This is a genomic window from Pseudomonas sp. GL-R-19, assembly GCF_019956375.1.
Lineage (GTDB): Bacteria > Pseudomonadota > Gammaproteobacteria > Pseudomonadales > Pseudomonadaceae > Aquipseudomonas.
The window spans coordinates 18,858-42,228 of record NZ_JAHBDJ010000040.1 but is presented as its reverse complement, the minus strand read 5'-3'; the positions used below and the strand labels follow the sequence as shown (position 1 = coordinate 42,228).

The following is a 23,371-nucleotide window of genomic DNA, read 5'->3' as shown; positions in this document are numbered from 1 at the left end:
AAAGCATACGTGGTCCCAAAATCGCCAAACCCAAGGAGTGGCTGGACGGTAAAGCTGCGCACGCTCATGTGTCGACGGATCGGGTGCTCAAGGCCCATAAAGGGAAAACACCTTGAAAGGGCTGGCCGTAAGGGCGGAACCATAAGCGGCCGTTATCGCAGCAACGGATATGTACACCCACAAAATACTCATCGCCTGACACAACGCCATCGCGAGCAGGCTCGCTCCCACACGGGATCGAGGACAATCGCAAAATCTCCTTGCATTACCTGCAATCGGGCCATCTCCCCGAAATAACGGACAGCGGTGTACAATCGCGTGCTTATACTCTCAGTTGATCATGCGAAGGATTTTCCGGATGTTGTCGCGCTTTCCTGCCGTCACCCGCTGCCTGACACTTGCCGCCCTTTTGGTGGCCGGTCCCGTTGCAGCATTGGAGTTTCCCCTGCCACCGCCCGGTGAAGACATCATCGGCCAGGTGCAGGTGATCAAGGCCAAGTACGAAGATACCTTCGCCGACCTTGGTACCGCCTACGATCTGGGCTACACGGAAATGGTCGCGGCCAACCCGGGTGTCGATGCCTGGTTGCCAGGCGTCGGCACGGAAATCATTCTGCCGACCCGCTTCATCCTGCCACCAGGCCCGCGTGAAGGCATCGTGATCAACCTGGCCGAGTACCGCCTCTACTACTACCCGAAAGGCAAAAACGTGGTGTACACGTTCCCGCTGGGTATCGGTCGTGAAGGCTGGGGCTCGCCGATTGCCCACACCAGCATCACCGCCAAGACGCCGAACCCGACCTGGACGCCTCCGGCTTCGATCAAGGCCGAACACGCAGCCGACGGTGATCCGCTGCCCAACGTCGTGCCGGCCGGCCCTGACAACCCGCTGGGGCCGTTCAAGTTCACCCTGGGCACACCGGGCTACCTGATCCACGGTTCGAACAAGAAGTTCGGTATCGGCATGCGCACCAGCCACGGTTGCTTCCGCATGTTCAACAACAACGTGCTGGAAATGGCGGGCATGGTACCGGTCGGTACGTCGGTGCGGATCATCAACGACCCGTACAAGTTTGGCTTGAGTGGCGGCAAGGTCTATCTGGAGGCGCATACGCCGCTGGACGACAAGGGCAACCCGTCGGTGGTCGACAAGCACACAGCGGTCATCAACGCGATGCTCAAGCGTGAAGACATCACTAACAACCTGCGCATGAACTGGGATGTGGTGCGTGATGTGGTTGCCGCTGAAGACGGCCTGCCGGTGGAGATTGCTGTGCCGGGCAACAACGCTGCACCGATGGTGTCGAGCACTCCGGTCGACCTGATGCAGTAAGCTTGTAAGGAACCCGTCGGCGCGGACCGCGTCGACGGGTTTTTTATTGCCCGGAGAAACGCCGGGCAATAAAAAAGCCGACCCAAAAAATGGGTCGGCTTGATAACAATCCCGAAGGACTATTACTTGCGGCTAGCTTTGTCCAGCATGCGCAGAGCACGCTCGTTAGCTTCGTCAGCAGTCTGTTGTGCTTTTTGAGCAGCAGCCAGAGCTTCATCAGCTTTACGGTAAGCTTCGTCTGCACGAGCCTGGGAGCGAGCAGCTGCGTCTTCAGTAGCGGTCAGACGTGCTTCGGTTTCTTTCGATGCGCTGCTGCAACCGGTAGCCAGAACTGCGGCCAGGGCCAGAGCAGAGAATTTCAGAACGTTGTTCATCGTGTTCCCCTTCAAGGACTTTCTATTAAGTAGCTATCTCCTCCGATTGAGGAAATAGCCGGCGTACATACTACCTATTACTTGTAGTAAGTAAAACTGACGTGACGCAAGAAGCAAAAAAAATTGTAGGCGTTGATTCTTTTTCGAGCAACTTTTAACTGAACTGATTAAAAAACATCCAGCTGCAAGGCCCGTGGCTGAGCCAGCTGACGAGAAAAAGTTCCTTGGGTATACCGCTCTTTTTCCAGTCTGGCTAGAGCCGCCTACATGGATTCGCCTACACTTTTGTTCGGCTTTTGCGTAGCGCCCCTCAATATCTTTCTCGATATTCAGGTGACTTTAACAATGGGCGCTCGTCTTAAGTCTCAACATCCGGCAATGTTCAGGCTATCGACCCGGAGTGATCTTCGGTCGAGCCATTCCTGCGTGATCCGGAGCAGCACCCGCCAACCCGCACGATGACGAGCGCACCTTGAGCATTTCTGCCAATGGTGCCTACTATTTGTAGGTGCTCGGTAGCGCGAGATCGGTGCAGCTCTTCTCGGTGTCCATTCAGGCACGGGGTGGCGTAGATGTTCCTTCGCCGGAAAAACATCGGTAAGGTAGGGGTCGGAATTCCAGACCCGCGAGGAGTAGTGATGAGCGAGGCGTTGTCCATCCACCATGACCAGGCTGGTCATCAGTTCGAGACCATTGTGGACGGTCATCGTGCCTATCTGACCTATATGGATCTGGGGAAGCAGACCCTGGATATCTATCGCACCTTCGTGCCCAACGCGTTGCGTGGTCGCGGTATTGCGGCAGCCTTGACCGAGAAGGCGCTGGAGTACGCGGAGGAAATGGGCTACACCGTCATTCCATCGTGTTCCTACGTCGAGCGCTACATGGAGCGTCACCAGCGGCATGCGGCCAAGCTGAGTCAGTGACCTTCAATAAAACGAACGTATAAAAAAACGCCGGGTTTAGTCCGGCGTTTTTGTGTGTTCGCTAAAAGCGATCAGCTGCGATCGCGTTTAGGCAGTACATCCCTGAGCTTGGCATGCATGCTGCGCAAGGTGTTTTCGGTCGCGGTCCAGTCGATGCAGGCGTCGGTGATCGACACGCCGTATTGCAGGTCGGCGAGGTCTTTCGGAATCGCCTGGCAGCCCCAGTTCAGGTGGCTTTCAACCATCAGGCCGATGATCGATTTGTTGCCCTCGAGGATCTGGTTGGCGACGTTTTCCATCACCAGCGGTTGCAGGGCCGGATCCTTGTTGGAGTTGGCGTGGCTGCAATCGACCATGATGTTCGGCTTGATCTTCGCCTTGTTCAACGCCTGTTCGCAGAGCGCAACGCTGACCGAATCGTAGTTCGGCTTGCCGTTGCCGCCGCGCAATACCACGTGACCGTAGGCATTGCCCTTGGTGGTCACGATCGACACGCCACCTTCCTGGTTGATGCCCAGGAAGCGGTGTGGGCTGGAAACCGACTGCAGGGCGTTGATCGCCACGGTCAGGCCGCCATCGGTGCCGTTCTTGAAGCCGACGGCCGAGGACAGGCCGGAGGCCATTTCACGGTGAGTCTGGGATTCGGTGGTGCGCGCGCCGATGGCCGACCAGCTGATCAGGTCCTGCAAGTATTGCGGGGAGATCGGGTCGAGGGCTTCGGTGGCGGTCGGCAGGCCTTTTTCGGCCAGGTCCAGCAGCAACTGGCGACCGATGTGCAAGCCGTCCTGGATCTTGAACGAGTCGTCCAGGTACGGGTCGTTGATCAAGCCTTTCCAGCCGACGGTGGTACGTGGCTTCTCGAAATAAACGCGCATGACCAGATACAGGGTATCGGACACTTCAGCAGCGAGAACCTTCAGGCGCTCGGCATACTCATGGGCGGCCTTGATGTCGTGGATCGAGCAAGGCCCGATGACGACGAACAGGCGGTGGTCGGTGCCATCCAGAATGTTGCGGATGACTTCGCGGCCCTTGGTGACGGTGCGCAGTGCAGCGTCGCTCAGGGGAATATCGCGCTTGAGCTGATCGGGAGTGATCAGCGTCTCGTTGGAGGCGACGTTTAGGTCGTTGATCGGTAAATCAGCCATCGTTTACTCGTCAGGTCACGGGTGCCGGCCGCCAGCGAACCCGCGCGGCGGAGCACAGCAAATTAAGCGCGTCGGGAAGCCGAACCTTAGCGCGTTACACCGTGGCTCGACAATGGGCAGACACCGGTTTAGGGGCCATTCTCAGTGAGTTTCCCCCAACGTGACCGGCAAACGCTTCGGCAATACCGCTAATCCGGCACAGGCTCGGCAAAAGCCCTTTGCACCGAATCGTGAGAGAACTCGTCGGCATGCTCCTGGACCCATTCGAGGGCCAGGGCCTGGATATCCTGCAAGTCGTCATGGGTGTCATGCAGGCGGCAGTAGTGTTCGATCTGGCACACCTGCTCGCCCATTCGGGCGCTGAACAGCGTTTGCTCGTCGACAAAGGCGATGCCCACCAGATAACCGCGTTTGCGCCGCAGGCACCAGGCGACATAGCCCAGATAGCGCATGTCCGGGTTCACGGTCGGCATGCGTACCTCCAGCGCCGTGCCGTAGCGCCACGCACGGTGATAATTGCAAGCCATGCCCCCGAGACTGATAGTGTGCAGCTGTCGTCGCGAAATACACTCAGGTTTCAGCAACGTTAATTCGACGGGCACATCGTCAGGGTGAGGAATAAAACGTCTCATGAACACAGACTCCATGTGTCGGCCATCTGACATTGTTCTCCCCAGTATAGTGGTCGAATTGGAACTGACCGATTTTGACGCCGACCAACGGCTGCTGGCGATGAGCGGCGTATCGCTGGTTATTTTCACCAGTGTCGGCTGCGCCGGTTGCCGTTTTGCCCGTGAGCAATTGCCGGCACTCGATCTGGCAGTCGATCGACTGTGCTGGATCGACGCCGGCAACAACGGCGGGGTGGTCGAGCGTTATCAGGTCTTTCACTTGCCGGCGCTGTTTGTTGTTCGCGACGGCGAATTCTTTGGAGCACTGAAATCCCGCCTGACCGACACCGAGCTCAATCGGGCGGTGCGCCAGGCGTTGAGTCGAACAGCAGAGGAGTTGCCATGATGGGGACAATTGCCAGGCCGAGAATCGGCATTATCGGGACCGGCGCAATCGGCGGTTTCTACGGGGTGATGCTGGCGCGTGCCGGTTTTGATGTGCATTTTCTGCTGCGCAGCGAGTTTTGCGCCGTGGCCGAGCACGGGTTGCAAGTCGATAGCGCGCCCCACGGTGCGCTGAAACTGAACCCGGTGCAGGCTTATTCGAACGCCGAAGGCATGCCGCCCTGCGACTGGCTGCTGGTGGGCGCGAAAACCACCAGCAATGCAGGCCTGGCACCCGCCATCCTGCAAGCGGCGGCACCGAACGCCAAGGTACTGCTGTTGCAAAATGGCCTGGACGTCGAGGACAGCCTGCGTGAGTTGCTCCCCGATTCGCTGCATGTGCTCGGCGGGCTCTGCTACATCTGCGTCCATCGCGAGGCGCCGGGCGTCATTACCCATCAGGCGCTGGGCGCAGTGCACGTTGGTTATCACAGCGGTCCCGCCGACGGGCCGGCACGCACTGCGATTGTCGAGGAGGGTGTCGGGCTGTTTCGCAACGCCGGCCTCGACTCCCAGGCCATGGCGAATTTGTATCAGGCGCGTTGGCAAAAACTGGTCTGGAATATCCCGTACAACGGTCTCTCGGTGTTGCTGGGTGCGAGCACCACACCGTTGATGGCCGATGCCGACAGTCGCGAACTGATCAAGGCGCTGATGGCTGAAGTGGTGCAAGGCGCAGTCGCGTGCGGGCACGGTGTACCGGCGGGGTATGCCGAGCACTTGTTCATGGTGACCGAAAAAATGCCTGACTACTGGCCGAGCATGTACCACGATTTCCTGCAAAAGCGACCGCTGGAGCTGGCCGCCATCTACGCCCGACCACTGGCGGCCGCCAGGGCCACGGGGTGTGAGATGCCGCGCATCGAGGCCTTGTATCGCAGTTTGAGTTTCATTGATCGACGAAACACCTGAGTCGACCGACCTGAGGGGGAAGGGCATGCCAAAGGCAATTGACGACAAACTGGTGCTGGCGATTTCTTCGCGGGCGCTGTTCGACCTGAGCGAAAGCCACAAGGTCTATCTGTCGAGCGGCGTCGAAGCCTACCGGCAGTATCAGATCGAGCACGAAGACGAAATCCTCCAACCCGGCGATGCCTTTGCGTTGGTGCACAAACTCCTGAACCTCAACAATAGCCTCGGCCGTGCCCGGGTCGAGGTGATTCTGGTGTCGCGCAACAGCGCCGACACCGGGCTGCGGGTATTCAACTCGATTGACCATTATGGCCTGGCAATTTCTCGCGCTGCCTTTGCCGGCGGGCGCAGTCCGTATCCCTACCTCAAGGCCTTTGGCTGCGACCTGTTTCTCTCGACCCACGCCGAAGACGTACGCAGTGCACTGGACGCCGGGTTCGCTGCGGCGACCATTCTGTCGGGCGGTGCCAGTCGTGCGGCCAGCGACGAATTGCGCATCGCCTTCGACGGAGACGCGGTGCTGTTTTCCGATGAGTCGGAGCGCATTTATCAGGCCGGTGGTCTGGAGGCATTCCAGGCCAGTGAGCGTGAGGCCGCCCGCGAGCCGTTGCGTGGTGGGCCGTTCAAGGGCTTTCTCGCCGCCCTCAATCTGTTGCAGCGTGAGTTCCCGGAGGACGCCTGTCCGATCCGTACTGCGCTGGTCACGGCGCGATCGGCGCCGGCTCATGAGCGAGTGATTCGCACGTTGCGCGAATGGGATATCCGTCTCGATGAGTCGCTGTTCCTCGGCGGCCTGACCAAGTCAGCCTTTCTCGAAGCCTTCGCCGCCGATGTGTTTTTCGACGATCAGGCCGGCCACTGCGAATTGGCCCGTGAAGTCGTCGCCACCGGTCACGTGCCCCATGGCATAAGCAACGAGCGAAAGGTTTAAGCCCACCGTTCAATGCGTTGCGCCGCACGTCGCAGTGGCCAAGGCACTGCTAAGCTGAATCAAATCTCCGCCATGTTGGCAGTCGAGGAGGTCATATGATTCGTTCGATGCTGTATGCCACTGACCTTGGCCTGTATGCGCCCGTGGTGATGCAGCATGCCCTGGAGCTGGCCCGGATCTTCAATGCCGATTTGTATGTGGTGCATGCGGTTGAACCCATGGGGTTGTTTGCCGAATCGGTGCTGGAAAGTTATCTCGATGAACAGGCGCTGAACGAGTTTCACAGCCAGGGCCTGAATACGGTGATTGCCAGTATCGAGCAGCGGGTGCTCGACAGTTTTCGTGAGGAGTTGGGGGATGAAGGGGAGCACGACCTGGAGCGGATTCAGGCAGTACGGGTGCTGCAGGGCGACCCATCGCAGGTGATTCTGGACCAGGCGCAGAAACTCTCCGTGGATTTGTTGATCGTAGGAAGTCACAGCCACGGTGCGGGTGCGGAAACGCCTCTGGGGCGAACCGCCGCCCGTGTGCTGCAACTGTCCAAGGTACCGGTCTATCTGGTGCCGCTGATGCAACGTCGTCGGCAAGGGGATCGCTAGAACAGAATAATGGCAATTTGATAAAAAAGTTCTAGATTTATTCTTCGTACCATTAATATAGTTATATACCGTCGCTGATGCCCGTGGCGTCTACCTGCTTTGAGGGATTCATATGAAGCTTCAACAATTGCGCTACATCTGGGAAGTGGCGCACCACGACCTCAACGTTTCCGCTACAGCCCAAAGTCTTTACACCTCTCAACCGGGCATCAGTAAACAGATCCGTCTGTTGGAAGACGAACTGGGCGTCGAGGTTTTCGCCCGCAGCGGCAAGCACCTGACCCGCGTTACCCCGGCCGGCGAGCGAATCATCACCACCGCTGGCGAAATTCTGCGCAAAGTTGAAAGCATCAAGCAGATCGCCCAGGAATTCTCCAACGAGAAGAAAGGCACCCTGTCGATTGCCACGACTCACACCCAGGCGCGTTATGCATTGCCCCCGGTGATCAGCAATTTCATCAAGCAATATCCGGACGTTGCCCTGCACATGCACCAGGGATCGCCCATGCAGATCGCCGAAATGGCCGCTGATGGCACCGTGGATTTCGCCATTGCCACCGAAGCGCTCGAGCTGTTCGGTGATCTGGTGATGATGCCGTGCTACCGCTGGAACCGTTGCGTGGTCGTGCCTCAAGGGCACCCGTTGACCAAACTGTCGAAACTGACCCTCGAAGCGCTGGCCGAGTACCCGATCGTGACGTACGTGTTCGGTTTTACCGGTCGTTCGAAACTCGACGAAGCGTTCAGCCATCGTGGCCTGACGCCGAAAGTGGTGTTCACCGCCGCCGACGCCGACGTGATCAAGACCTATGTTCGCCTGGGTCTGGGCGTGGGCATCGTGGCGAAAATGGCCGTCGACAGCAAACTCGACAGCGACCTGGTGGTGCTCGATGCCAGTGAGTTGTTCGAGTCCAGCGTGACCAAGATCGGCTTCCGTCGCGGCACCTTCCTGCGGGGTTTCATGTGCGACTTCATCGAGAAGTTCGCGCCGCACCTGACCCGCGAAGTCATGGCCAAGGCCATTCAATGCCACAACAAGCAGGAACTGGAAGAGCTGTTCGACGGCGTCGAACTGCCCGTTCACTGATAACGTTTCCTGCCGGTCAAATCACCTCGGTGACAGCGAACTGTTGCCGAGCGCCCGCCACCATGATCTCCACCTCATCGCCCTCGAACTTGCCCAGCAGGCTTTTGCCCAGCGGTGAGCGCGGGGTGATGACGGTTATCAGTTGCCCCACCAGATCGACCTTCAATCCTGCTGCGTCGGGGGCAAGAAACAGCCATTGTTCGCGCCCCTTTTCGTCCTCGAGCCCGAGCAGCGCGCCCACTTCGATGCCCCGCTGATCGTCATACGGGCGCAAGGCCAGGTTCTGGCAGAGGCTCAGTGACTGGCGAATTTCTTCGACCCGCCTGGCTTGCCCTGCCGCGAGATAGGAGGCTTCCAGCCCCAGGGTGTCGTATTTGTTCTCGGCGATGTTTTCTTCATGGGTCGCCGTTTCGTAGGCGGTTTGTGCGGCCCGTTCAGAGATGTCGAGATCGATCCGCAGCTTGTCGAGAATCAGTTGGTGGACGGTATGCTTATTCATGATCAATCGCAGAATTGCTGGACGTTGGCGCGGCTTTTTTCGCTGGGGGCAGTCCGGTCCTGTTGCAGCCAGAACTGACAGCTTGGGTTGGACAGGTTACGACTGCTGCTGCGCGCCTGATCGAGCCGTTGCTGCTGCTCGTTCTTGCGCAGGTTTTCTTCGTATTGCTCGAACAGCGGGCTCTGTGGCGCGATGTCCGGCACTGGTTGAGTCACCACCGGTGGTTTGGCCAGTTGTTCCACAGCTGCCGCCACAGATGCCAATTGTTCGCTGAAAAGCAGGCGCGATGCGAGCCAGCAGGTCAGCACAATGGCAATGAATCCCAGCCACATGCCGAGGGCGATGCTGCCGGTCAGTTGCAGGGCGTTGAGGCTGATCGGGAAGGATCGGCGCGGAGTGGGGCGGTGGGGCATGGTTGCCTCTTGGCGAAAGGTCACTGGCGAGTGGCGATTGTCGCATGAAGAATAATCGCCGTCGGCTCTTCTGCACGGGGTAATTTATGCGGACAATCGGCGCCTTTGCCAACGGGAGCCTGCAATGCCTGAAATGAAAGCCCGCTGGGATATTTTTTGCACCGTGGTCGACAACTTCGGCGACATCGGCGTGACCTGGCGACTGGCCCGGCAACTGGTGGCCGAGCATGGAGTGGCGGTGCGTCTGTGGGTCGATGATCTGCGAGCGTTCGAGCGCCTGTGCCCGGAAATCGACATCCATGCTGCGCAGCAGTGGCAGCAAGACGTCGAAGTGCGCCAATGGCCCGCCGAGTGGCAGCCGACCGAAGCGGCCGATGTGGTGATTGCTGCATTTGCCTGCCAGTTGCCGAGCGCCTATATGGAGGCCATGGCCGAGCGGGAAAAAACGCCGCTGTGGATGAACCTCGATTACCTGAGTGCCGAGGACTGGGTCATCGGCTGCCACGGTTTGCCCTCGGTGAAGTACAAAAGCGTGCAGAAGTTCTTTTTCTTTCCGGGGTTCCAGAAGGGCACTGGCGGGTTGTTACGTGAGCGCGGGTTGCTTGAGCGTCGTCGGCAATTTCAGCAAAACCCGCAGGCTCAAAGAGAGTTCCTGCAAGGTTTGGGGATTGATCCTGCACCCGGTGCGCAGTTGATCTCATTGTTTGCCTACGAAAATACCGGTTTGAGCAGTTGGCTCGATGGGATGGCAGGCGATTCGACGACCACTCATCTGCTGGTGCCGGAAGGGCGGATTCTCGGCGACGTAGAACGTTGGCTCGGTGTGGAGGGTTTGGCGGCCGGTGCCGTGCATGTGCGTGATGCCTTGACCGTGCAAGTGCTGCCGTTCGTCCGCCAGGACCAATACGACTTGTTGCTGTGGTGTTGCGATTTCAATGCCGTGCGCGGCGAAGACTCCTTTGTGCGCGCTCAATGGGCCGGCCGGCCATTTCTCTGGCACATCTACCGGCAGGAAGAAGATATCCATCTGGACAAACTCGAGGCCTTCCTCGAAGTCTATATAAAGGGGCTTTCTGAACCTGCACGGGAGGCGATCAGCGGTCTCTGGCGCGCGTGGAACGCCGGTGAAAAAATGGCCGACCACTGGCAATTCACCCGTAAACACTGGCCAGAGCTGGAAAAACACGCCGAGGCGTGGTGTCTGGAGCAGGCCTTGCAGGCCGATCTTGCCACGGCGCTGGTACAGTTTTATGGAAATTGGATATGATACGCGGCCTAGATTTTTGTAAATCCCATCCAAATTCGGATATTCGCAATGAAAACTGGTAAAGAACTGAAACCCGGGACCGTGATTCGTCTCGAAAACGATCCTTGGCTGGTTCAGAAAGCTGAATTCACCAAGTCCGGTCGTAACAGCGCGATCATGAAGACCAAGCTGAAGAACCTGCTGACCGGTTACAAGACCGAGATCGTTTACAGCGCCGACGACAAACTGGACGACGTAATCCTCGACCGCAAAGAAGCGACCCTGTCCTTCATCAGCGGCGATACCTACACGTTCATGGACACCACCGACTACACCATGTACGAGCTGAACGCTGAAGACATCGAAGCCGTTCTGCCTTTCGTTGAAGAAGGCATGACCGATGTTTGCGAAGCGATCTTCTTCGAAGAGCGTCTGGTTTCCGTAGAACTGCCGACCACCATCGTGCGTCAGGTTGACTACACCGAAGGTTCCGCTCGTGGCGACACTTCCGGCAAGGTAATGAAGCCTGCCAAACTGAAGAACGGTACCGAGCTGTCGGTTGCTGACTTCATCGAAATCGGCGACATGATCGAGATCGATACCCGCGAAGGCGGTTCCTACAAAGGCCGTGCCAAATAAGCACAGCTTCAGGAATGAAAAAGCCCGACCATTGAGTCGGGCTTTTTTGTGCCTGGATGAAACATCCAGTTCTCCTGTAGGAGCGAGCCTGCTCGCGATGGGCGTTAACGATAACGCGAGCTTCCTGAATAGCCCGCGTTGTCTGGGCGTCCATCGCGAGCAGGCTCGCTCCTACAGTTGGGCGGTGTTATTTCAAGTGCTGTTTCAGTTCTTCAGACGCCTGCAACATCGCCGAACGCACCGCCGGCACCTGGCTCACCACATTGAGCAAACCGTAGTCGTGGATCAGGCCGTTGTAGCGAACCGAGGTCACCGGCACACCGGCTTCATCGAGTTTACGGGCGTAGGCTTCACCTTCGTCGCGCAACACGTCGGCTCCGGCGGTCTGCACCAGCGCTGGAGGCAGTCCTTTCAACTGGGCGGTGGTCGCACGCAGTGGTGAGGCGTATATCTCGTTCCGTTGATTGGCGTCGGTGGTGTAGTTGTCCCAGAACCACTTCATCATGTTCCTGGTGAGGAAGTGCCCCTCGGCAAACTGGTTGTAGGACGCCGTTTCGAAGTTGGCATCAGTCACCGGCCACAGCAGTACCTGGAACCTGATCGCCGGTGTGCCCTTATCCTTGGCCATCAGCGCAACCACCGCCGCCATGTTGCCGCCGACACTGTTGCCGGCTACCGCCAGGCGCTTGCCATCGACGTTGATCTCTTTACCGTGCTCGGCCACCCAACGGGTCGCGGCGTAAGCCTGGTTGATCGCCACCGGGTAATGCGCCTCTGGCGACGGCGTGTAGTTCACGAAGACAGCCGCTGCACCCGAACCTGTCACCAGGTCACGTACCAGCCGCTCGTGGGTCGGGAAATCTCCCAGTACCCAGCCACCGCCGTGGAAGAACATGAACACGGGCAACTCACCCTTGACCCCGGCCGGCCGGACGATGGTCAGGCTGATCGGTTGGCCGTCGACTTGAATGGTCTTCTGGCTGACATCGGCATTTGGCAGCGTCAGCTTCACCCCGGCCTGCGCGCCTACCAGAACGGCGCGGGCCTCGGCGGGCGTCATTTGCTCCATCGGCTTGCCGGTACCGGCGTTCAGAACGTCGAGGAATGCCTGGGTGTTGTGTTCAACCCCGGTACCTGCAAACGCGTTGCTGATGGACAAGGCGAGAAGGGTACCGGTCAAGACTTTGCTGAAAATGTTCATGTTCGTTTCCTGTTCGGGCCTGGGTAGTCAGCGCTTAGACGGTTACGTGCAGACGTACATCGACGTTGCCACGGGTGGCGTTGGAGTACGGGCAGACCTGGTGGGCCGCGTCGACCAGTGCTTGTGCGTCGGCTTGTTCAAGACCCGGCAGGCTGATGTGCAGGTCGATGTCCAGACCGAAGCCGCCGGGGATCTGGCCGATGCCGACATGGGCGGTGATCGAGGCGTCGTTCGGGATGCTGCGCTTGGTCTGGCTGGCCACGAATTTCAGGGCGCCGATGAAGCAGGCGGAGTAGCCTGCGGCGAACAGTTGCTCAGGGTTGGTGGCTGCGCCGCCGGCGCCGCCGAGTTCTTTCGGGGTGGCGAGTTTGACGTCGAGGATGTTGTCGCTGGAAACCGCACGACCGTCACGGCCACCGGTGGAGGTTGCGATTGCGGTGTAGAGAGTTTGCATGGTGAAGGCCTCGTTCAGGGTTTAGTTTGTTTGCGCTAAATGTTTGCGCGCTAAGTAAGTGCGAGATAAATGTATATCGCTAATATTTTGCGCGCAAGATAAATTTTCAAAGAAATTTGAAAAAACGAAAAGGCAGCGGGGGCGTTTTGGTTGGAAGTGTTGAACTAGAGCTATCGAGGAGGATTTTTCAAGAAGATGTGGCGAACTCGATTTTTCGGTCCCGCGCAAAACAAGTGTGGGAGCGAGCCTGCTCGCGATGGCGGTGTGTCAGTCAACGTAGAGGTTGAATGTGACATTGCCATCGCGAGCAGGCTCGCTCCCACAGGGGGGCTTTGTTGGTCTTGAAGTCAGAGGCTGTCTTGCAGGTGACGACGCAGTTCTTGTAGCTCCGCTTGCAGGTTTTGCAGGCGCTCCAGCGTCATTCCGCTAGCGCCGAGGATGCACTGGGGGATATCCCGGGCCTTGTCGCGCAAGGCTCGGCCCTGCTCGGTGAGTTCGACGATCACCACACGCTCGTCCTCGCGGCTGCGGGTGCGGCTGAGCAAGCCTTCGGCTTCCAGGCGCTTGAGCAGCGGCGTCAACGAGCCTGGATCGGTCAGCAACCGCGTGCTGATTTCGCCTACGGTCAAACCGTCCCGTTCCCACAACACCATCATCGCCAGGTATTGCGGGTAGGTCAGGCCCAGCGCTTGCAGCAAGGGTTTGTAGACCTTGGTCATCATCAGCGAAGTGGAGTGCAGTGCGAAGCAGGCCTGATTGTCCAGCAGCAGGTTGTCGCAGTTGTCTGGAGTGTTGCGCTCGGTGGTCATGTCGAAGCCTTGATCTGTGATTTCAAGAATCTAGCGGGCGAATCTTTAATGCGCCAGATAATTCTGATCAGTGCCGTTGCAAATGGGTTTGCAATACCAGATCCCAAGGCGGAACGGGGCTGAAGCGAGTTTTCAGGTATTCCAGTAACAAGCGACTGCGGGAGTTGGGCTGCTGTTCCAGGCGCAAGGCATAGATACCGGTGCTTTCCGGTTTCGGCAGGCCGCTTTCGCAGAACAACGGCAGCAACTCACCCCGCAACAGGTACTCGCTGGCCAGCCAGGTTGGCAGGTGCGCGATACCCAGTCCGGCCAGCGCGCCGCAGACCAGTGCCTCGGCATTGTTGGCGCTCATGCGGACCCGCGCCGGCCGGTGCAGCTGCATTTGCCCATCCCGCTCGAAGCGCCAGGCGAACAGCGGGGCCAGGCCATCCCAATCGAGTCCGTCGTGTTCATTCAGTTGTGAGGGATCGGTCGGTACGCCGCGACACCGCAAATACTCAGGGCTGGCGCAGGCGATGCGCACGATGCTCGCCAGCGGCGTGGCCACCAGTCGGGTGTCGGCCAATTGGCCGGCGCGCAGCACCAGATCGACCTTGCCGAGGTTCTGTCCCTGCATGTCGACGAAACTGTCGATCAAGTGCAATTGCACATCGAGCCCGGGATAGAGCATGAGGAAATCGGCAATTACCGGTGCCAGATGCCGGCGCCCAAAGGCTGCTGGTGCATCGATACGAATCAGACCTTCCGGCACGCTGCTCAGGGACACCGCCTCGGCTCGAGCCAGGCGCAACTCGGCGACGATCCGCCGTGCTCGCTCGGCAAAGGCCAATCCCGCCGGGGTGGCGCGTACCGCATGCGTGCTGCGGATGAACAACTGACTGCCGACCGCGTTTTCCAGGCTGTCGATGCGCCGTGCCACGGCCGAAGGGGTCAGCGGATGACGGCGCGAGGCGGCGGAAAAACTGCCGGTTTCCAGCACGTCGAGGAACAAAGCCAGTTGGTCGGTCAGTTGATTGGGGTTCATGGCAGGTTTGCGCTTGTGCGAATTTGGCACAGCCATTGTGCGTCGCTGTGCGTTTCCGCGCCAGAAGCAACTGCGTAGGATCAAAGGCCTGACGGCAACGGGGAAAATGCTGTGATTGAGTTCTTGACGTATCTGGCGTTCGGCGCTGCCTTGGGCACGCTCGGCGGGTTGTTTGGCATCGGCGGCGGCCTGATCGCCATTCCGCTGTTGGGCGTGCTATTCGGGCTCGATCAGCAGATTGCCCAGGGAACAGCACTGGTGATGGTGGTGCCGAACGTGATGCTGGCGCTGTGGCGCTATCATCAGCGCAACCGGATCGAACTGCGCCACGCGCTACCGCTGGCCATCATGGGGTTCTGCTTCGCCTGGCTCGGGTCGATCTGGGCGGTGGGCATTGATGCGCAAACCATGCGCATAGGTTTTGTCGCGTTTCTAATTGCACTTGCGGCCTACAACTTGCTTCGCCTGTTCGCCGCCAGCGCAGCGCCGGCTTCGCAGATGAACTACTCATGGCCCTGGCTGGGCGTGCTTGGCGCTGCATCCGGCACGATGGGCGGGTTGTTCGGCGTGGGGGGCGCGGTCGTGGCGACGCCGGTGCTGACCAGTCTGTTCGGCACCAGCCAGGTGGTTGCGCAGGGGTTGTCGTTGGCGCTGGCCTTGCCGAGTACCGGAGTGACGCTGGTGACTTACGCCGTGCACCATCAGGTCAGTTGGGTGATCGGCTTACCCTTGGCGGTCGGCGGGCTGATGAGCATCAGTTGGGGCGTGAAGGTTGCCCACGCATTGCCGGAGCGGCTGCTGCGCGGGCTGTTTTGCGGGTTCCTGGTGTTCTGTGCGGCGATGCTCGCCTTCAAGGTTTGAAACCTTCGACAATGTGCTCGGCCAGACACTCGGTGATCGGCGACGGGTTATGCAGGTTGCGCACGAGCATGATGCTGGCCTCGGGCAGCAGCGGCAGATCCTCGGCCTCACCGAGGATGCGCATGTCCGTGGTAATCAGGCTTTCAAGTTGCGCGGTGACGGCCAGGCCAGCGCCGACCACCGCCATGATCGCCGACAGGCTGTCGCTGTTGTACGCCACCCGGTAATCGCGACCCATGGCATCGAGTGCATTGCAGGCCCACAGGCGGCAGAAGCAATCACTGTTGAACATCGCCAGCGGCAACGGCGTCTGTTCATGGGCGCTGTAGCATTGCGCTTCGGCCCAGACAAAACGTTCCTTGCGCAACAGCTGGCCGATTTCGCTGCCCGGTTCGCGGGTCACGATGGACAGGTCCAGGTCCTGGCGCATCAGCAGTTGTTTGGATGATTCGCAGTGCACTTCTATCTGAATCAGCGGGTAGGACTGGGCAAATCGGCGCAGAATCCCCGGGAGGAACCGCATCACATAATCGTCCGGCGTGCCGATGCGCACAGTGCCGACCATGTCGGGTTCGCGCAGGGTGTTGAACACTTCGCTATGCAGCTTGAGGATCCGTCGCGCATAGCCCAGCAACACCTGGCCTTCGGCCGTCAGCCGTACCTGCCGTCCGTCGCGCTGGAACAACTGGCGCTGCAGCACATCTTCTTCCAGTCGTTTCATCTGCATGCTGACGGCTGACTGGGTACGGTTGACCATTTCACCGGCGCGGGTAAAGCCGCCCTGGTCGGCGATGGCGACGAAGGTGCGCAACACTTCGGTATCGATACTCGGGTAGGCGGACATCCATCAATCTCCGAGATATGTGACATCAGAAACATTCGTTGGATTGATCTTAGACCCGGCGCGAGACTGGAGCCATCCAAACGGAGGGCAACAAGATGAAAGGTCAACACGAGTTCCACGGATCAGAAAAACACTCGATTCACGTGATATCCGACCTGCTGCACAAGGTCGGCCGCTGGTACGAACTGCATCGCGAGCGCGAATTGCTGGCGAGCTTGAGCGACGAAGCACTCAAGGACATCGGCATGAGCCGTGCGGATGTGGAGAACGAGTCGATCAAGCCGTTCTGGAATGACCCGATGCATAAATGATGAATGCCACGCTACACAAACCCCTTACCGGTGAGGTAGGTTGCGAGCAGACAAGGAGGCACCCATGCCCGCAACGTTGTCCTTTACCCTCAAACAGGCTCGGCGTCTGGCGCTGGCCGCCCAAGGGTTCAACGGGCGGTCGCCGCCAGCGGCGATCAAGGCTGCTGCGCTCAATCGCCTGATCGAACGGCTGGGCATTTTGCAGATCGATTCAGTCAATGCATTGGTGCGCTCGCACTACCTTCCGCTGTTTTCCCGCTTCGGTAACTATTCTTCCGGTTTACTCGACCAGGCTGCCTGGAGTCAGGGCCGGCACCGTACGTTGTTCGAGTACTGGGGCCATGAAGCCTCGTTATTGCCTCTCTCCATGTACCCGTTGATGCGTTGGCGCATGCAGCGTGCGAGCCGTGGCGAAGACATTTATGAGCAACTGGCGCGTTTTGGTCGCGAACAACAAGACACCATTCGCCGGGTGCTGGCTTCAGTTGAGCTGCGGGGCGCGCTGGGTGCCGGGAGCCTGTCGACCCGTCAGGAACGGGCCGGTCCCTGGTGGGACTGGAGCGCGGAAAAGCATGCGCTGGAATGGTTGTTCGCTGCCGGTGAAGTGACCGTTGCCGGACGGCGCGGATTCGAAAGGCTCTACGATTTGCCGGAGCGGGTGATTCCCTCGGCGGTGCTTGCCCAACCCATTCTGGGCGAAGACGAAGCCCAGCGCGGCCTGTTGCGGCATGCGGTAACGGCCTTGGGTGTCGGTACGGAGAAGGACTTGCGCGACTATTTCCGCTTGAACCCTGCGGACAGTCGCCCGCGATTGGCCGAGTTGGTCGAGGCTGGTGAGTTGCTGACCTGTGAAGTTGAGGGCTGGCGGCAACCGGCCTATTGTCTGCCCGAGCCAAAAGTGCCGCGCAAAGTCACGGCCAGCGCCTTGCTTTCACCGTTCGATTCGCTGATCTGGGAGCGCAGCCGGACCGAGCGGCTGTTTGATTTCCGTTATCGGCTGGAGATCTACACCCCGCAGGACAAGCGGGTGTACGGCTATTACGTCCTGCCTTTTTTACACAACGAGCGGATTGCCGCGCGAGTCGATCTGCGCGCCGAGCGGGAGGCTGGACGTTTGGCGGTGCACGCGGTGCATGAGGAGGAGGCGGGGCTGGACGAGGAGGGGATGCTGGCGTTGGCGGTCAATCTGCGGCAGATGGCGGATTGGCTGGGGCTGGCGCAGGTTCAGTTGAATTGCCCGCGGGCGAGTGCGGCAAGGTTGCGGGTGGCATTGGCACAGATTGATGGTGACTGAGCTGGCCTCTTCGCGAGCAGGTCGGATCGCCGCACCGTCGCTCCCACAGGGGAACGCGGTCCAATGTGGGAGCGAGCCTGCTCGCGATGGGGGCGACGGGGTTTAGCGCCGAACCTGCTTCAGTGTCTCGGCAATCAAAAACGCCAGCTCCAGCGACTGATCGGCATTCATCCGCGGGTCGCAATGGGTATGGTAGCGATCCGACAAGCCGTCTTCGGTAATCGGCCGCGCACCACCGATGCATTCGGTGACGTTCTGCCCGGTCATTTCGATATGGATACCTCCGGCATAACTGCCTTCGGCTTCGTGTACCTGGAAGAACTGCTTCACTTCGCCAAGGATCTGCGCGAAGTCGCGAGTCTTGTAGCCGCTGCTGGCCTTGATCGTATTGCCGTGCATCGGGTCGGAACTCCACAGCACTTGCTTGCCTTCCCGCTCGACGGCGCGGATCAGCTGCGGCAAGTGATCGCCGACCTTGTTCGCGCCCATCCGCGCGATCAGGTTCAGGCGACCCGGATCGTTGTCCGGGTTGAGCACGTCGATCAAGCGAATCAGGTCGTCGGGGTTCATGCTCGGGCCGACCTTGACCCCGATCGGGTTGTTCACCCCGCGCAGGAATTCGACGTGGGCGCCGTCGAGCTGGCGCGTACGGTCGCCGATCCACAGCATGTGGGCCGAGCAGTCGTAGTAATCGTTGGTCAGGCTGTCGCGACGTACGAAAGCTTCTTCGTAGTTCAGCAGCAGCGCTTCGTGGGCGGTGAAGAAACTGGTTTCACGCAATTGCGGCGAACTGTCCATGCCGCAGGCACGCATGAACGCCAGGGTTTCATCGATGCGGTCAGCCAGGTGGCTGTACTTTTCTGCCAGTGCCGAGTTGGCAATGAAGTCCAGGTTCCACTTGTGCACCTGATGCAGATCGGCAAAACCGCCCTGGGCGAACGCGCGCAACAGGTTCAAGGTGGCAGTGGACTGGTGATAGGACTGCAACAGGCGCTCCGGGTCCGGCACGCGGCTTTTTTCGTCGAAACCGATGCCGTTGACGATGTCGCCACGATAGGCTGGCAGGGTCACGCCATCGATGGTTTCGTCGTTGGCCGAGCGGGGTTTGGCGAACTGCCCGGCCATGCGCCCGACCTTGACCACCGGGCAGCCAGCGGCAAAAGTCATTACGATCGCCATCTGCAACAACACCTTGAAGGTGTCGCGGATTTTCGCCGCGGAGAATTCGGCGAAGCTTTCGGCGCAGTCGCCACCCTGCAACAGAAACGCGCGGCCCTGGGTCACCTCGGCAAACTGACGGCGCAACTCCCGGGCTTCACCGGCAAACACCAGTGGCGGATAGCTGGCCAGAGTCTGTTCGACCTGCTGCAAATGCGCGGCGTCGGGGTATTGGGGTTGTTGCTGGATCGGCAGGGCGCGCCAGCTGTCAGGGCTCCACGGTTGGCTCATCACGGTCTCTAGTGTTTTCGCTCGGACCTCCATGTTATCAGTAAATTAGTGCGTGACCTGTTCCCGTCGCTTCGCCGACAATCTCGCCTTTGCCGCTCTCTATACGCGGTGTTATTGCGTTACCGGCCCCGGTGACGATCAGGAGATGAAATGACTGAGGAGCGCGTCGAGCATCTGCTCGCCGAGGTACAGGACGAGTTCGGCGTGATTCGTGTGCTGGAAGTGGCCGATTACCGTTTTCTCGAGTTCGGTGATGCCATCGAGCAAAGCTGCGTGTTCACGGCCGATCCGAGCTGGCTCGAGTACGACTACACCCGGGCGATGCTGATCGGCGCGTTGTGCCACGAGCAACCGGAAAGTGCGCTGTTTCTCGGTCTCGGTGCCGGTACGCTGACTCAGGCCTGCCTCAAGTTCCTGCCGCTGGAAGATGTCGAAGCCATCGAACTGCGCCCGGACGTACCGCGCCTGGCCATCGAGTACCTGGGGCTGGATGACGATCCACGCCTGTACATCCGCGTTGGCGATGCCCTGGAACTGCTCGACACGGCTGAGTCGGCCGACCTGATTTTCGTCGACCTTTACACCGATGTCGGCCCGGGTGTCGGGCATCTGGCCTGGAGCTTTCTGGAAAACTGCCAGAAACGATTGAGTCCGGGTGGCTGGCTGGTCATCAATCAGTGGGCTACCGACGATGGCAAACCCTTGGGCGCCGCGTTGTTGCGTGGTTTGTACCACCGACATTACTGGGAACTGCCGGTGAAGGAGGGTAACGTGATTCTGATCGTGCCGTCGCAGCTGGATCAGGAACTGGACATGGACGGCCTGATCGCCCGCGCCGAAGCGCTGGCTCCGCGGTTGGGGTATTCGTTGCAGTCGTTGATCAAGTGCATTCGCCCGGCTACCTGAGGAGCACAGATCCCCTTGTAGGAGCTGCCGAAGGCTGCGATCTTTTGATCTTCAAAAGCAATATCAAAGATCGCAGCCTTCGGCAGCTCCTACACAGACTTTCAGCAACCTTTGAAAACCCCAGGCCGCTTCTCCACCATCGACCGCACACCTTCTTTGACATCCTCGCTAGCCATCAACTTCTTGACTAGCAGAGGCAATGCTTGTGCGGCAGCGGTTTCCCCTTCATACCGGGCCTGTCGCGCAGACATCAGCGTCGCTTGAACGCCGAGCGGCGCCTGCCGGGCGATCCGCTCGGCCAGTTCAATCGCACGGGGCAGCAAGTCTTCACTGGCCATGACTTCCTGCACCAGACCCAGGTGCAAGGCATCACGGGCGTCGAACTCATCACCGGTCAACAACCAGCGCATGGCATTGCCCCAACCGGAGACTTGATGCAGGCGCAGGGTGGCGCCGCCGAACGGGAAGAGCCCGCGTTGCACTTCCATCTGCGCGAACCGGGTGTTGCTGGCGCACAGGTTGATATCGGCGGCCAGCATCAACTCGATGCCGATGGTCAGGCAATAGCCCTGGGCGGCGACGATTACCGGTTTGCTGACCCTGGGGCCAGCGAACACCCCCCACGGATCACAGCCGCCAGCGGGCACCTGCCAGCCTTCGGCGAGTGTAACGCTGGCATCGACCAGGTCGAGCCCGGCGGTAAAGTGCTCGCCATGAGCGAACACCACCGCCACGCGCGCCTCGCTGTCGGCTTCGAACTCGCCATAGGCCAGGCTCAATGCGTTGAGCAGGTCGAGATCGAAGGCATTGCGCTTGGCTACCCGATCCAGACCGATCATGAACACATGACCATGCCGTTCGCGGCTGACTCGACTGGAGTTAGGCTGATTCATGGAGTGATCCTCGGGGTGGGAAAGGCGTGCCAGACCGGCGGTCTGCACGGCAATGGGTGAACCGTTTTAGCGCCATCACCCGCAAGGCCGGGCCTTTGAAAAGTAGACGGCTGATCGATTATTCGCAAAGCCTGTGACACAAAGGTGTATCCGGTGGATTTCCGATAAAAAAAGCTCCCTTTTTGGGCAAATTCCGGTATAGTGCGCGCCGGCCTTTAGCCGGGCCGCGTTTAGGTAGAGCAATTCCCCGAAGTCAGCTTCGGCTGCACGTCCGTACTGCGGACTCTCCCTTGACGATTCTTTTCATTCATTCGTTTTCGCAAATCCCCGCCGACAAAGCTGCCAGGGCGACTCTTGAGTCTCAACACGGCACGCGCAGCTTTGGAGCATGGGTCTTTGCGGATGCACTTAGAGGCAGACCCATGACCCAGGAAACCGGCGGCTTCGCCGCTTTTAATCTTAATCCGAATATTCTTGCAGCCGTCACCGCGACTGGCTACGAAGAGCCATCGGCTATTCAGCAGCAATCGATCCCGATCATCATGGCCGGTCACGACATGATTGGTCAGGCGCAAACCGGTACGGGTAAAACCGCTGCGTTCGCCCTGCCGATCCTGCATCGCATCGATCCTGCAAAGCGCGAACCGCAAGCCCTGATCCTGGCGCCAACTCGTGAGTTGGCGCTACAAGTTGCAACCGCTTTCGAAACCTACGCCAAGCAAATGCCGGGCGTGACTGTTGTGGCTGTCTACGGCGGCGCGCCGATGGGCCCACAACTGAAAGCAATCCGTAATGGCGCACAGATCGTTGTCGCCACTCCGGGGCGTCTGTGCGACCACCTGCGTCGCGACGAAAAAGTACTGGCGACCGTGAACCACCTGGTTCTCGACGAAGCCGACGAAATGCTCAAGCTGGGTTTCATGGACGACCTGGAGGTTATCTTCAAGGCTCTGCCTGCAACCCGTCAGACCGTATTGTTCTCGGCTACCTTGCCGCAGTCGATCCGTGCCATTGCCGAACGCCACCTGCGCGATCCGCAACACGTGAAGATCCAGACCAAGACCCAGACCGTTACCGCGATCGAACAGGCTCACCTGTTGGTTCACGCTGACCAGAAGACATCCGCCGTTCTCAGCTTGCTGGAAGTGGAAGATTTCGACGCCCTGATCATGTTCGTGCGCACCAAGCAAGCGACCCTGGATCTGGCCAGTGCCCTGGAAGCCAAAGGCTACAAAGCCGCTGCGCTGAACGGTGACATCGCCCAGAACCAGCGTGAGCGCGTGATCGACTCCCTCAAGGATGGCCGTCTGGACATCGTTGTGGCGACCGACGTTGCTGCTCGTGGCCTGGACGTTCCGCGCATCACTCACGTGTTCAACGTTGACATGCCGTACGATCCGGAATCCTACGTTCACCGTATCGGCCGTACCGGCCGTGCCGGTCGCGAAGGTCGTGCACTGCTGCTGGTGACTCCGCGTGAGCGCCGCATGCTGCAAGTGATCGAGCGTGTAACCGGTCAAAAGGTTGCTGAAGTTCGCCTGCCAGACGCTCAAGCTGTTCTGGATGCGCGCATCAAAAAACTGACCAACAGCCTGTCGCCGCTGGTGGCCGATGCCGAATCGACTCACGGTGATCTGCTCGATCGCCTGACTGCCGACATCGGTTGCAGCCCGCGTGCCCTGGCCGCAGCCCTGCTGCGCAAGGCAACCAACGCTCAAGCGCTGACCCTGGCTGCAATCGAGAAAGAGCGTCCACTGGTGCCGAACAATGCACCGCGTGGCGATCGTCCAGAGCGTTCCGGTGATCGTCCAGAGCGTAGTGATCGCGAGCGTCGTGCTCCGATGCCACTGGGCGAAGGCCGTGCACGTTGCCGTACCGCGCTGGGCGCGCGTGACGGTATCGCCGCCAAGAACCTGCTGGGCGCCATCCTCAACGAAGGTGGTCTGGCACGTGAAGCGATCGGTCGCATCCAGGTGCGTGACAGCTTCAGCCTCGTAGAGCTGCCGGAAGATGGTCTTGAGAAGTTGCTGACCAAGCTGAAGGACACTCGCGTTGCCGGCAAGCAGTTGAAGCTGCGTCGCTACCGCGAAGATTGATCCGCTTTCGGGCTGATTGATCGAACATGAAAAATCCCCGACTGGTTCGGGGATTTTTTTTGCCTGC

At 59.4% G+C, this 23,371-nt stretch carries 26 protein-coding genes; 14 read left to right on the top strand and 12 right to left on the bottom strand.

Annotation, left to right across the window (positions count from 1 at the left end; all coding sequences use genetic code 11):
- Window positions 1-358 precede the first annotated feature (358 nt).
- Window positions 359-1,333, top strand: coding sequence for a L,D-transpeptidase family protein (locus tag KGA83_RS20255; protein WP_108219650.1), 975 nt, complete (start codon window positions 359-361; stop codon window positions 1,331-1,333).
- 122 nt (window positions 1,334-1,455) lie between these two features.
- Here KGA83_RS20255 and oprI read toward each other — a convergent pair whose 3' ends face one another.
- Window positions 1,456-1,707, bottom strand: coding sequence for an outer membrane lipoprotei OprI (gene oprI, locus KGA83_RS20250; protein WP_003199355.1), 252 nt, complete (start codon window positions 1,705-1,707; stop codon window positions 1,456-1,458).
- Between the two features lie 638 nt (window positions 1,708-2,345).
- Between oprI and KGA83_RS20245 the strand changes: the two genes are divergently transcribed.
- Window positions 2,346-2,633, top strand: a complete 288-nt coding sequence (locus KGA83_RS20245) for a GNAT family N-acetyltransferase (protein ID WP_057397257.1) — start codon at window positions 2,346-2,348, stop codon at window positions 2,631-2,633.
- 71 nt (window positions 2,634-2,704) lie between these two features.
- Here the strand turns inward: KGA83_RS20245 and KGA83_RS20240 are convergent, their stop codons facing one another.
- On the bottom strand, window positions 2,705-3,781 hold the full coding sequence (locus tag KGA83_RS20240) for a 3-deoxy-7-phosphoheptulonate synthase (protein ID WP_108219649.1): 1,077 nt from the start codon (window positions 3,779-3,781) through the stop codon (window positions 2,705-2,707).
- Between the two features lie 188 nt (window positions 3,782-3,969).
- Window positions 3,970-4,413: a PilZ domain-containing protein gene (locus KGA83_RS20235; RefSeq protein ID WP_115948269.1), complete on the bottom strand. Its 444-nt coding sequence runs from the start codon at window positions 4,411-4,413 to the stop codon at window positions 3,970-3,972.
- On the opposite strand from KGA83_RS20235, the gene KGA83_RS20230 reads away from it, so the two are divergent.
- From KGA83_RS20230 to cysB, 5 genes are all read left to right on the top strand, one after another.
- Window positions 4,412-4,798, top strand: coding sequence for a thioredoxin family protein (locus KGA83_RS20230; protein ID WP_095966396.1), 387 nt, complete (start codon window positions 4,412-4,414; stop codon window positions 4,796-4,798). The genes KGA83_RS20235 and KGA83_RS20230 overlap by 2 nt on opposite strands.
- Window positions 4,795-5,748 (top strand): putative 2-dehydropantoate 2-reductase, encoded by a 954-nt coding sequence (locus tag KGA83_RS20225; RefSeq protein ID WP_115948268.1) that lies wholly within the window; start codon window positions 4,795-4,797, stop codon window positions 5,746-5,748. Before KGA83_RS20230 ends, KGA83_RS20225 begins: the two co-directional genes overlap by 4 nt.
- Before the next feature lie 25 nt (window positions 5,749-5,773).
- Window positions 5,774-6,679, top strand: a complete 906-nt coding sequence (locus KGA83_RS20220; RefSeq protein WP_115948267.1) for a 5'-nucleotidase — start codon at window positions 5,774-5,776, stop codon at window positions 6,677-6,679.
- A 95-nt stretch (window positions 6,680-6,774) separates the two neighbouring features.
- Window positions 6,775-7,278: a universal stress protein gene (locus tag KGA83_RS20215; protein WP_108219644.1), complete on the top strand. Its 504-nt coding sequence runs from the start codon at window positions 6,775-6,777 to the stop codon at window positions 7,276-7,278.
- 112 nt (window positions 7,279-7,390) lie between these two features.
- Window positions 7,391-8,365 carry an HTH-type transcriptional regulator CysB gene (cysB, locus tag KGA83_RS20210; RefSeq protein ID WP_007998136.1) on the top strand — a complete coding sequence of 325 codons (975 nt, stop codon included), beginning with the start codon at window positions 7,391-7,393 and terminating at the stop codon, window positions 8,363-8,365.
- Window positions 8,366-8,381: 16 nt separating this feature from the next.
- On the opposite strand, the gene KGA83_RS20205 is transcribed toward cysB, so the two are convergent.
- Together KGA83_RS20205 and KGA83_RS20200 are read right to left on the bottom strand one after the other, a co-directional pair.
- On the bottom strand, window positions 8,382-8,864 hold the full coding sequence (locus KGA83_RS20205; RefSeq protein WP_108219643.1) for a GreA/GreB family elongation factor: 483 nt from the start codon (window positions 8,862-8,864) through the stop codon (window positions 8,382-8,384).
- A gap of 2 nt (window positions 8,865-8,866) precedes the next feature.
- A complete protein-coding gene (locus KGA83_RS20200; RefSeq protein WP_115948266.1) occupies window positions 8,867-9,277 on the bottom strand; it encodes a hypothetical protein in 411 nt (136 codons plus the stop codon).
- Window positions 9,278-9,401: 124 nt separating this feature from the next.
- Here KGA83_RS20200 and earP point away from each other — a divergent pair, with 124 nt between their 5' ends.
- Both earP and KGA83_RS20190 read left to right on the top strand, forming a co-directional pair.
- Window positions 9,402-10,544 carry an elongation factor P maturation arginine rhamnosyltransferase EarP gene (gene earP / locus KGA83_RS20195; protein WP_223530656.1) on the top strand — a complete coding sequence of 381 codons (1,143 nt, stop codon included), beginning with the start codon at window positions 9,402-9,404 and terminating at the stop codon, window positions 10,542-10,544.
- 48 nt (window positions 10,545-10,592) lie between these two features.
- On the top strand, window positions 10,593-11,162 hold the full coding sequence (locus KGA83_RS20190) for an elongation factor P (protein WP_007943632.1): 570 nt from the start codon (window positions 10,593-10,595) through the stop codon (window positions 11,160-11,162).
- Between the two features lie 187 nt (window positions 11,163-11,349).
- Here KGA83_RS20190 and KGA83_RS20185 read toward each other — a convergent pair whose 3' ends face one another.
- The 4 genes from KGA83_RS20185 to KGA83_RS20170 form a co-directional block, all read right to left on the bottom strand.
- The gene (locus KGA83_RS20185; RefSeq protein ID WP_223530654.1) at window positions 11,350-12,363 is read right to left on the bottom strand and encodes an alpha/beta hydrolase; all 1,014 of its coding nucleotides are present in this window, start codon (window positions 12,361-12,363) and stop codon (window positions 11,350-11,352) included.
- Between the two features lie 34 nt (window positions 12,364-12,397).
- Complete coding sequence (locus KGA83_RS20180; RefSeq protein ID WP_046031808.1) at window positions 12,398-12,817, bottom strand: organic hydroperoxide resistance protein; 420 nt, start codon at window positions 12,815-12,817, stop codon at window positions 12,398-12,400.
- 347 nt (window positions 12,818-13,164) lie between these two features.
- Window positions 13,165-13,626, bottom strand: a complete 462-nt coding sequence (locus tag KGA83_RS20175; protein WP_008017203.1) for a MarR family winged helix-turn-helix transcriptional regulator — start codon at window positions 13,624-13,626, stop codon at window positions 13,165-13,167.
- A 67-nt stretch (window positions 13,627-13,693) separates the two neighbouring features.
- Complete coding sequence (locus KGA83_RS20170) at window positions 13,694-14,650, bottom strand: LysR family transcriptional regulator (RefSeq protein WP_223530653.1); 957 nt, start codon at window positions 14,648-14,650, stop codon at window positions 13,694-13,696.
- 111 nt (window positions 14,651-14,761) lie between these two features.
- Here KGA83_RS20170 and KGA83_RS20165 point away from each other — a divergent pair, with 111 nt between their 5' ends.
- On the top strand, window positions 14,762-15,511 hold the full coding sequence (locus KGA83_RS20165; RefSeq protein ID WP_115948263.1) for a sulfite exporter TauE/SafE family protein: 750 nt from the start codon (window positions 14,762-14,764) through the stop codon (window positions 15,509-15,511).
- Here the strand turns inward: KGA83_RS20165 and KGA83_RS20160 are convergent.
- The gene (locus KGA83_RS20160) at window positions 15,501-16,355 is read right to left on the bottom strand and encodes a LysR substrate-binding domain-containing protein (RefSeq protein WP_223530651.1); all 855 of its coding nucleotides are present in this window, start codon (window positions 16,353-16,355) and stop codon (window positions 15,501-15,503) included. The genes KGA83_RS20165 and KGA83_RS20160 overlap by 11 nt on opposite strands.
- A gap of 95 nt (window positions 16,356-16,450) precedes the next feature.
- Here KGA83_RS20160 and KGA83_RS20155 point away from each other — a divergent pair, with 95 nt between their 5' ends.
- Both KGA83_RS20155 and KGA83_RS20150 read left to right on the top strand, forming a co-directional pair.
- A complete protein-coding gene (locus tag KGA83_RS20155; RefSeq protein WP_046043392.1) occupies window positions 16,451-16,666 on the top strand; it encodes a DUF1127 domain-containing protein in 216 nt (71 codons plus the stop codon).
- A gap of 64 nt (window positions 16,667-16,730) precedes the next feature.
- Window positions 16,731-17,960 carry a winged helix-turn-helix domain-containing protein gene (locus tag KGA83_RS20150; RefSeq protein ID WP_223530649.1) on the top strand — a complete coding sequence of 410 codons (1,230 nt, stop codon included), beginning with the start codon at window positions 16,731-16,733 and terminating at the stop codon, window positions 17,958-17,960.
- Window positions 17,961-18,062: 102 nt separating this feature from the next.
- On the opposite strand, the gene KGA83_RS20145 is transcribed toward KGA83_RS20150, so the two are convergent.
- Complete coding sequence (locus tag KGA83_RS20145) at window positions 18,063-19,409, bottom strand: class II 3-deoxy-7-phosphoheptulonate synthase (RefSeq protein ID WP_108219634.1); 1,347 nt, start codon at window positions 19,407-19,409, stop codon at window positions 18,063-18,065.
- 150 nt (window positions 19,410-19,559) lie between these two features.
- On the opposite strand from KGA83_RS20145, the gene KGA83_RS20140 reads away from it, so the two are divergent.
- A complete protein-coding gene (locus KGA83_RS20140; protein WP_115948261.1) occupies window positions 19,560-20,315 on the top strand; it encodes a spermidine synthase in 756 nt (251 codons plus the stop codon).
- Window positions 20,316-20,416: 101 nt separating this feature from the next.
- Here KGA83_RS20140 and KGA83_RS20135 read toward each other — a convergent pair whose 3' ends face one another.
- Window positions 20,417-21,208: a crotonase/enoyl-CoA hydratase family protein gene (locus KGA83_RS20135; protein ID WP_115948260.1), complete on the bottom strand. Its 792-nt coding sequence runs from the start codon at window positions 21,206-21,208 to the stop codon at window positions 20,417-20,419.
- Window positions 21,209-21,630: 422 nt separating this feature from the next.
- On the opposite strand from KGA83_RS20135, the gene KGA83_RS20130 reads away from it, so the two are divergent.
- The gene (locus KGA83_RS20130) at window positions 21,631-23,304 is read left to right on the top strand and encodes a DEAD/DEAH box helicase (RefSeq protein WP_108219631.1); all 1,674 of its coding nucleotides are present in this window, start codon (window positions 21,631-21,633) and stop codon (window positions 23,302-23,304) included.
- The last annotated feature ends 67 nt before the right edge of the window (window positions 23,305-23,371 follow it).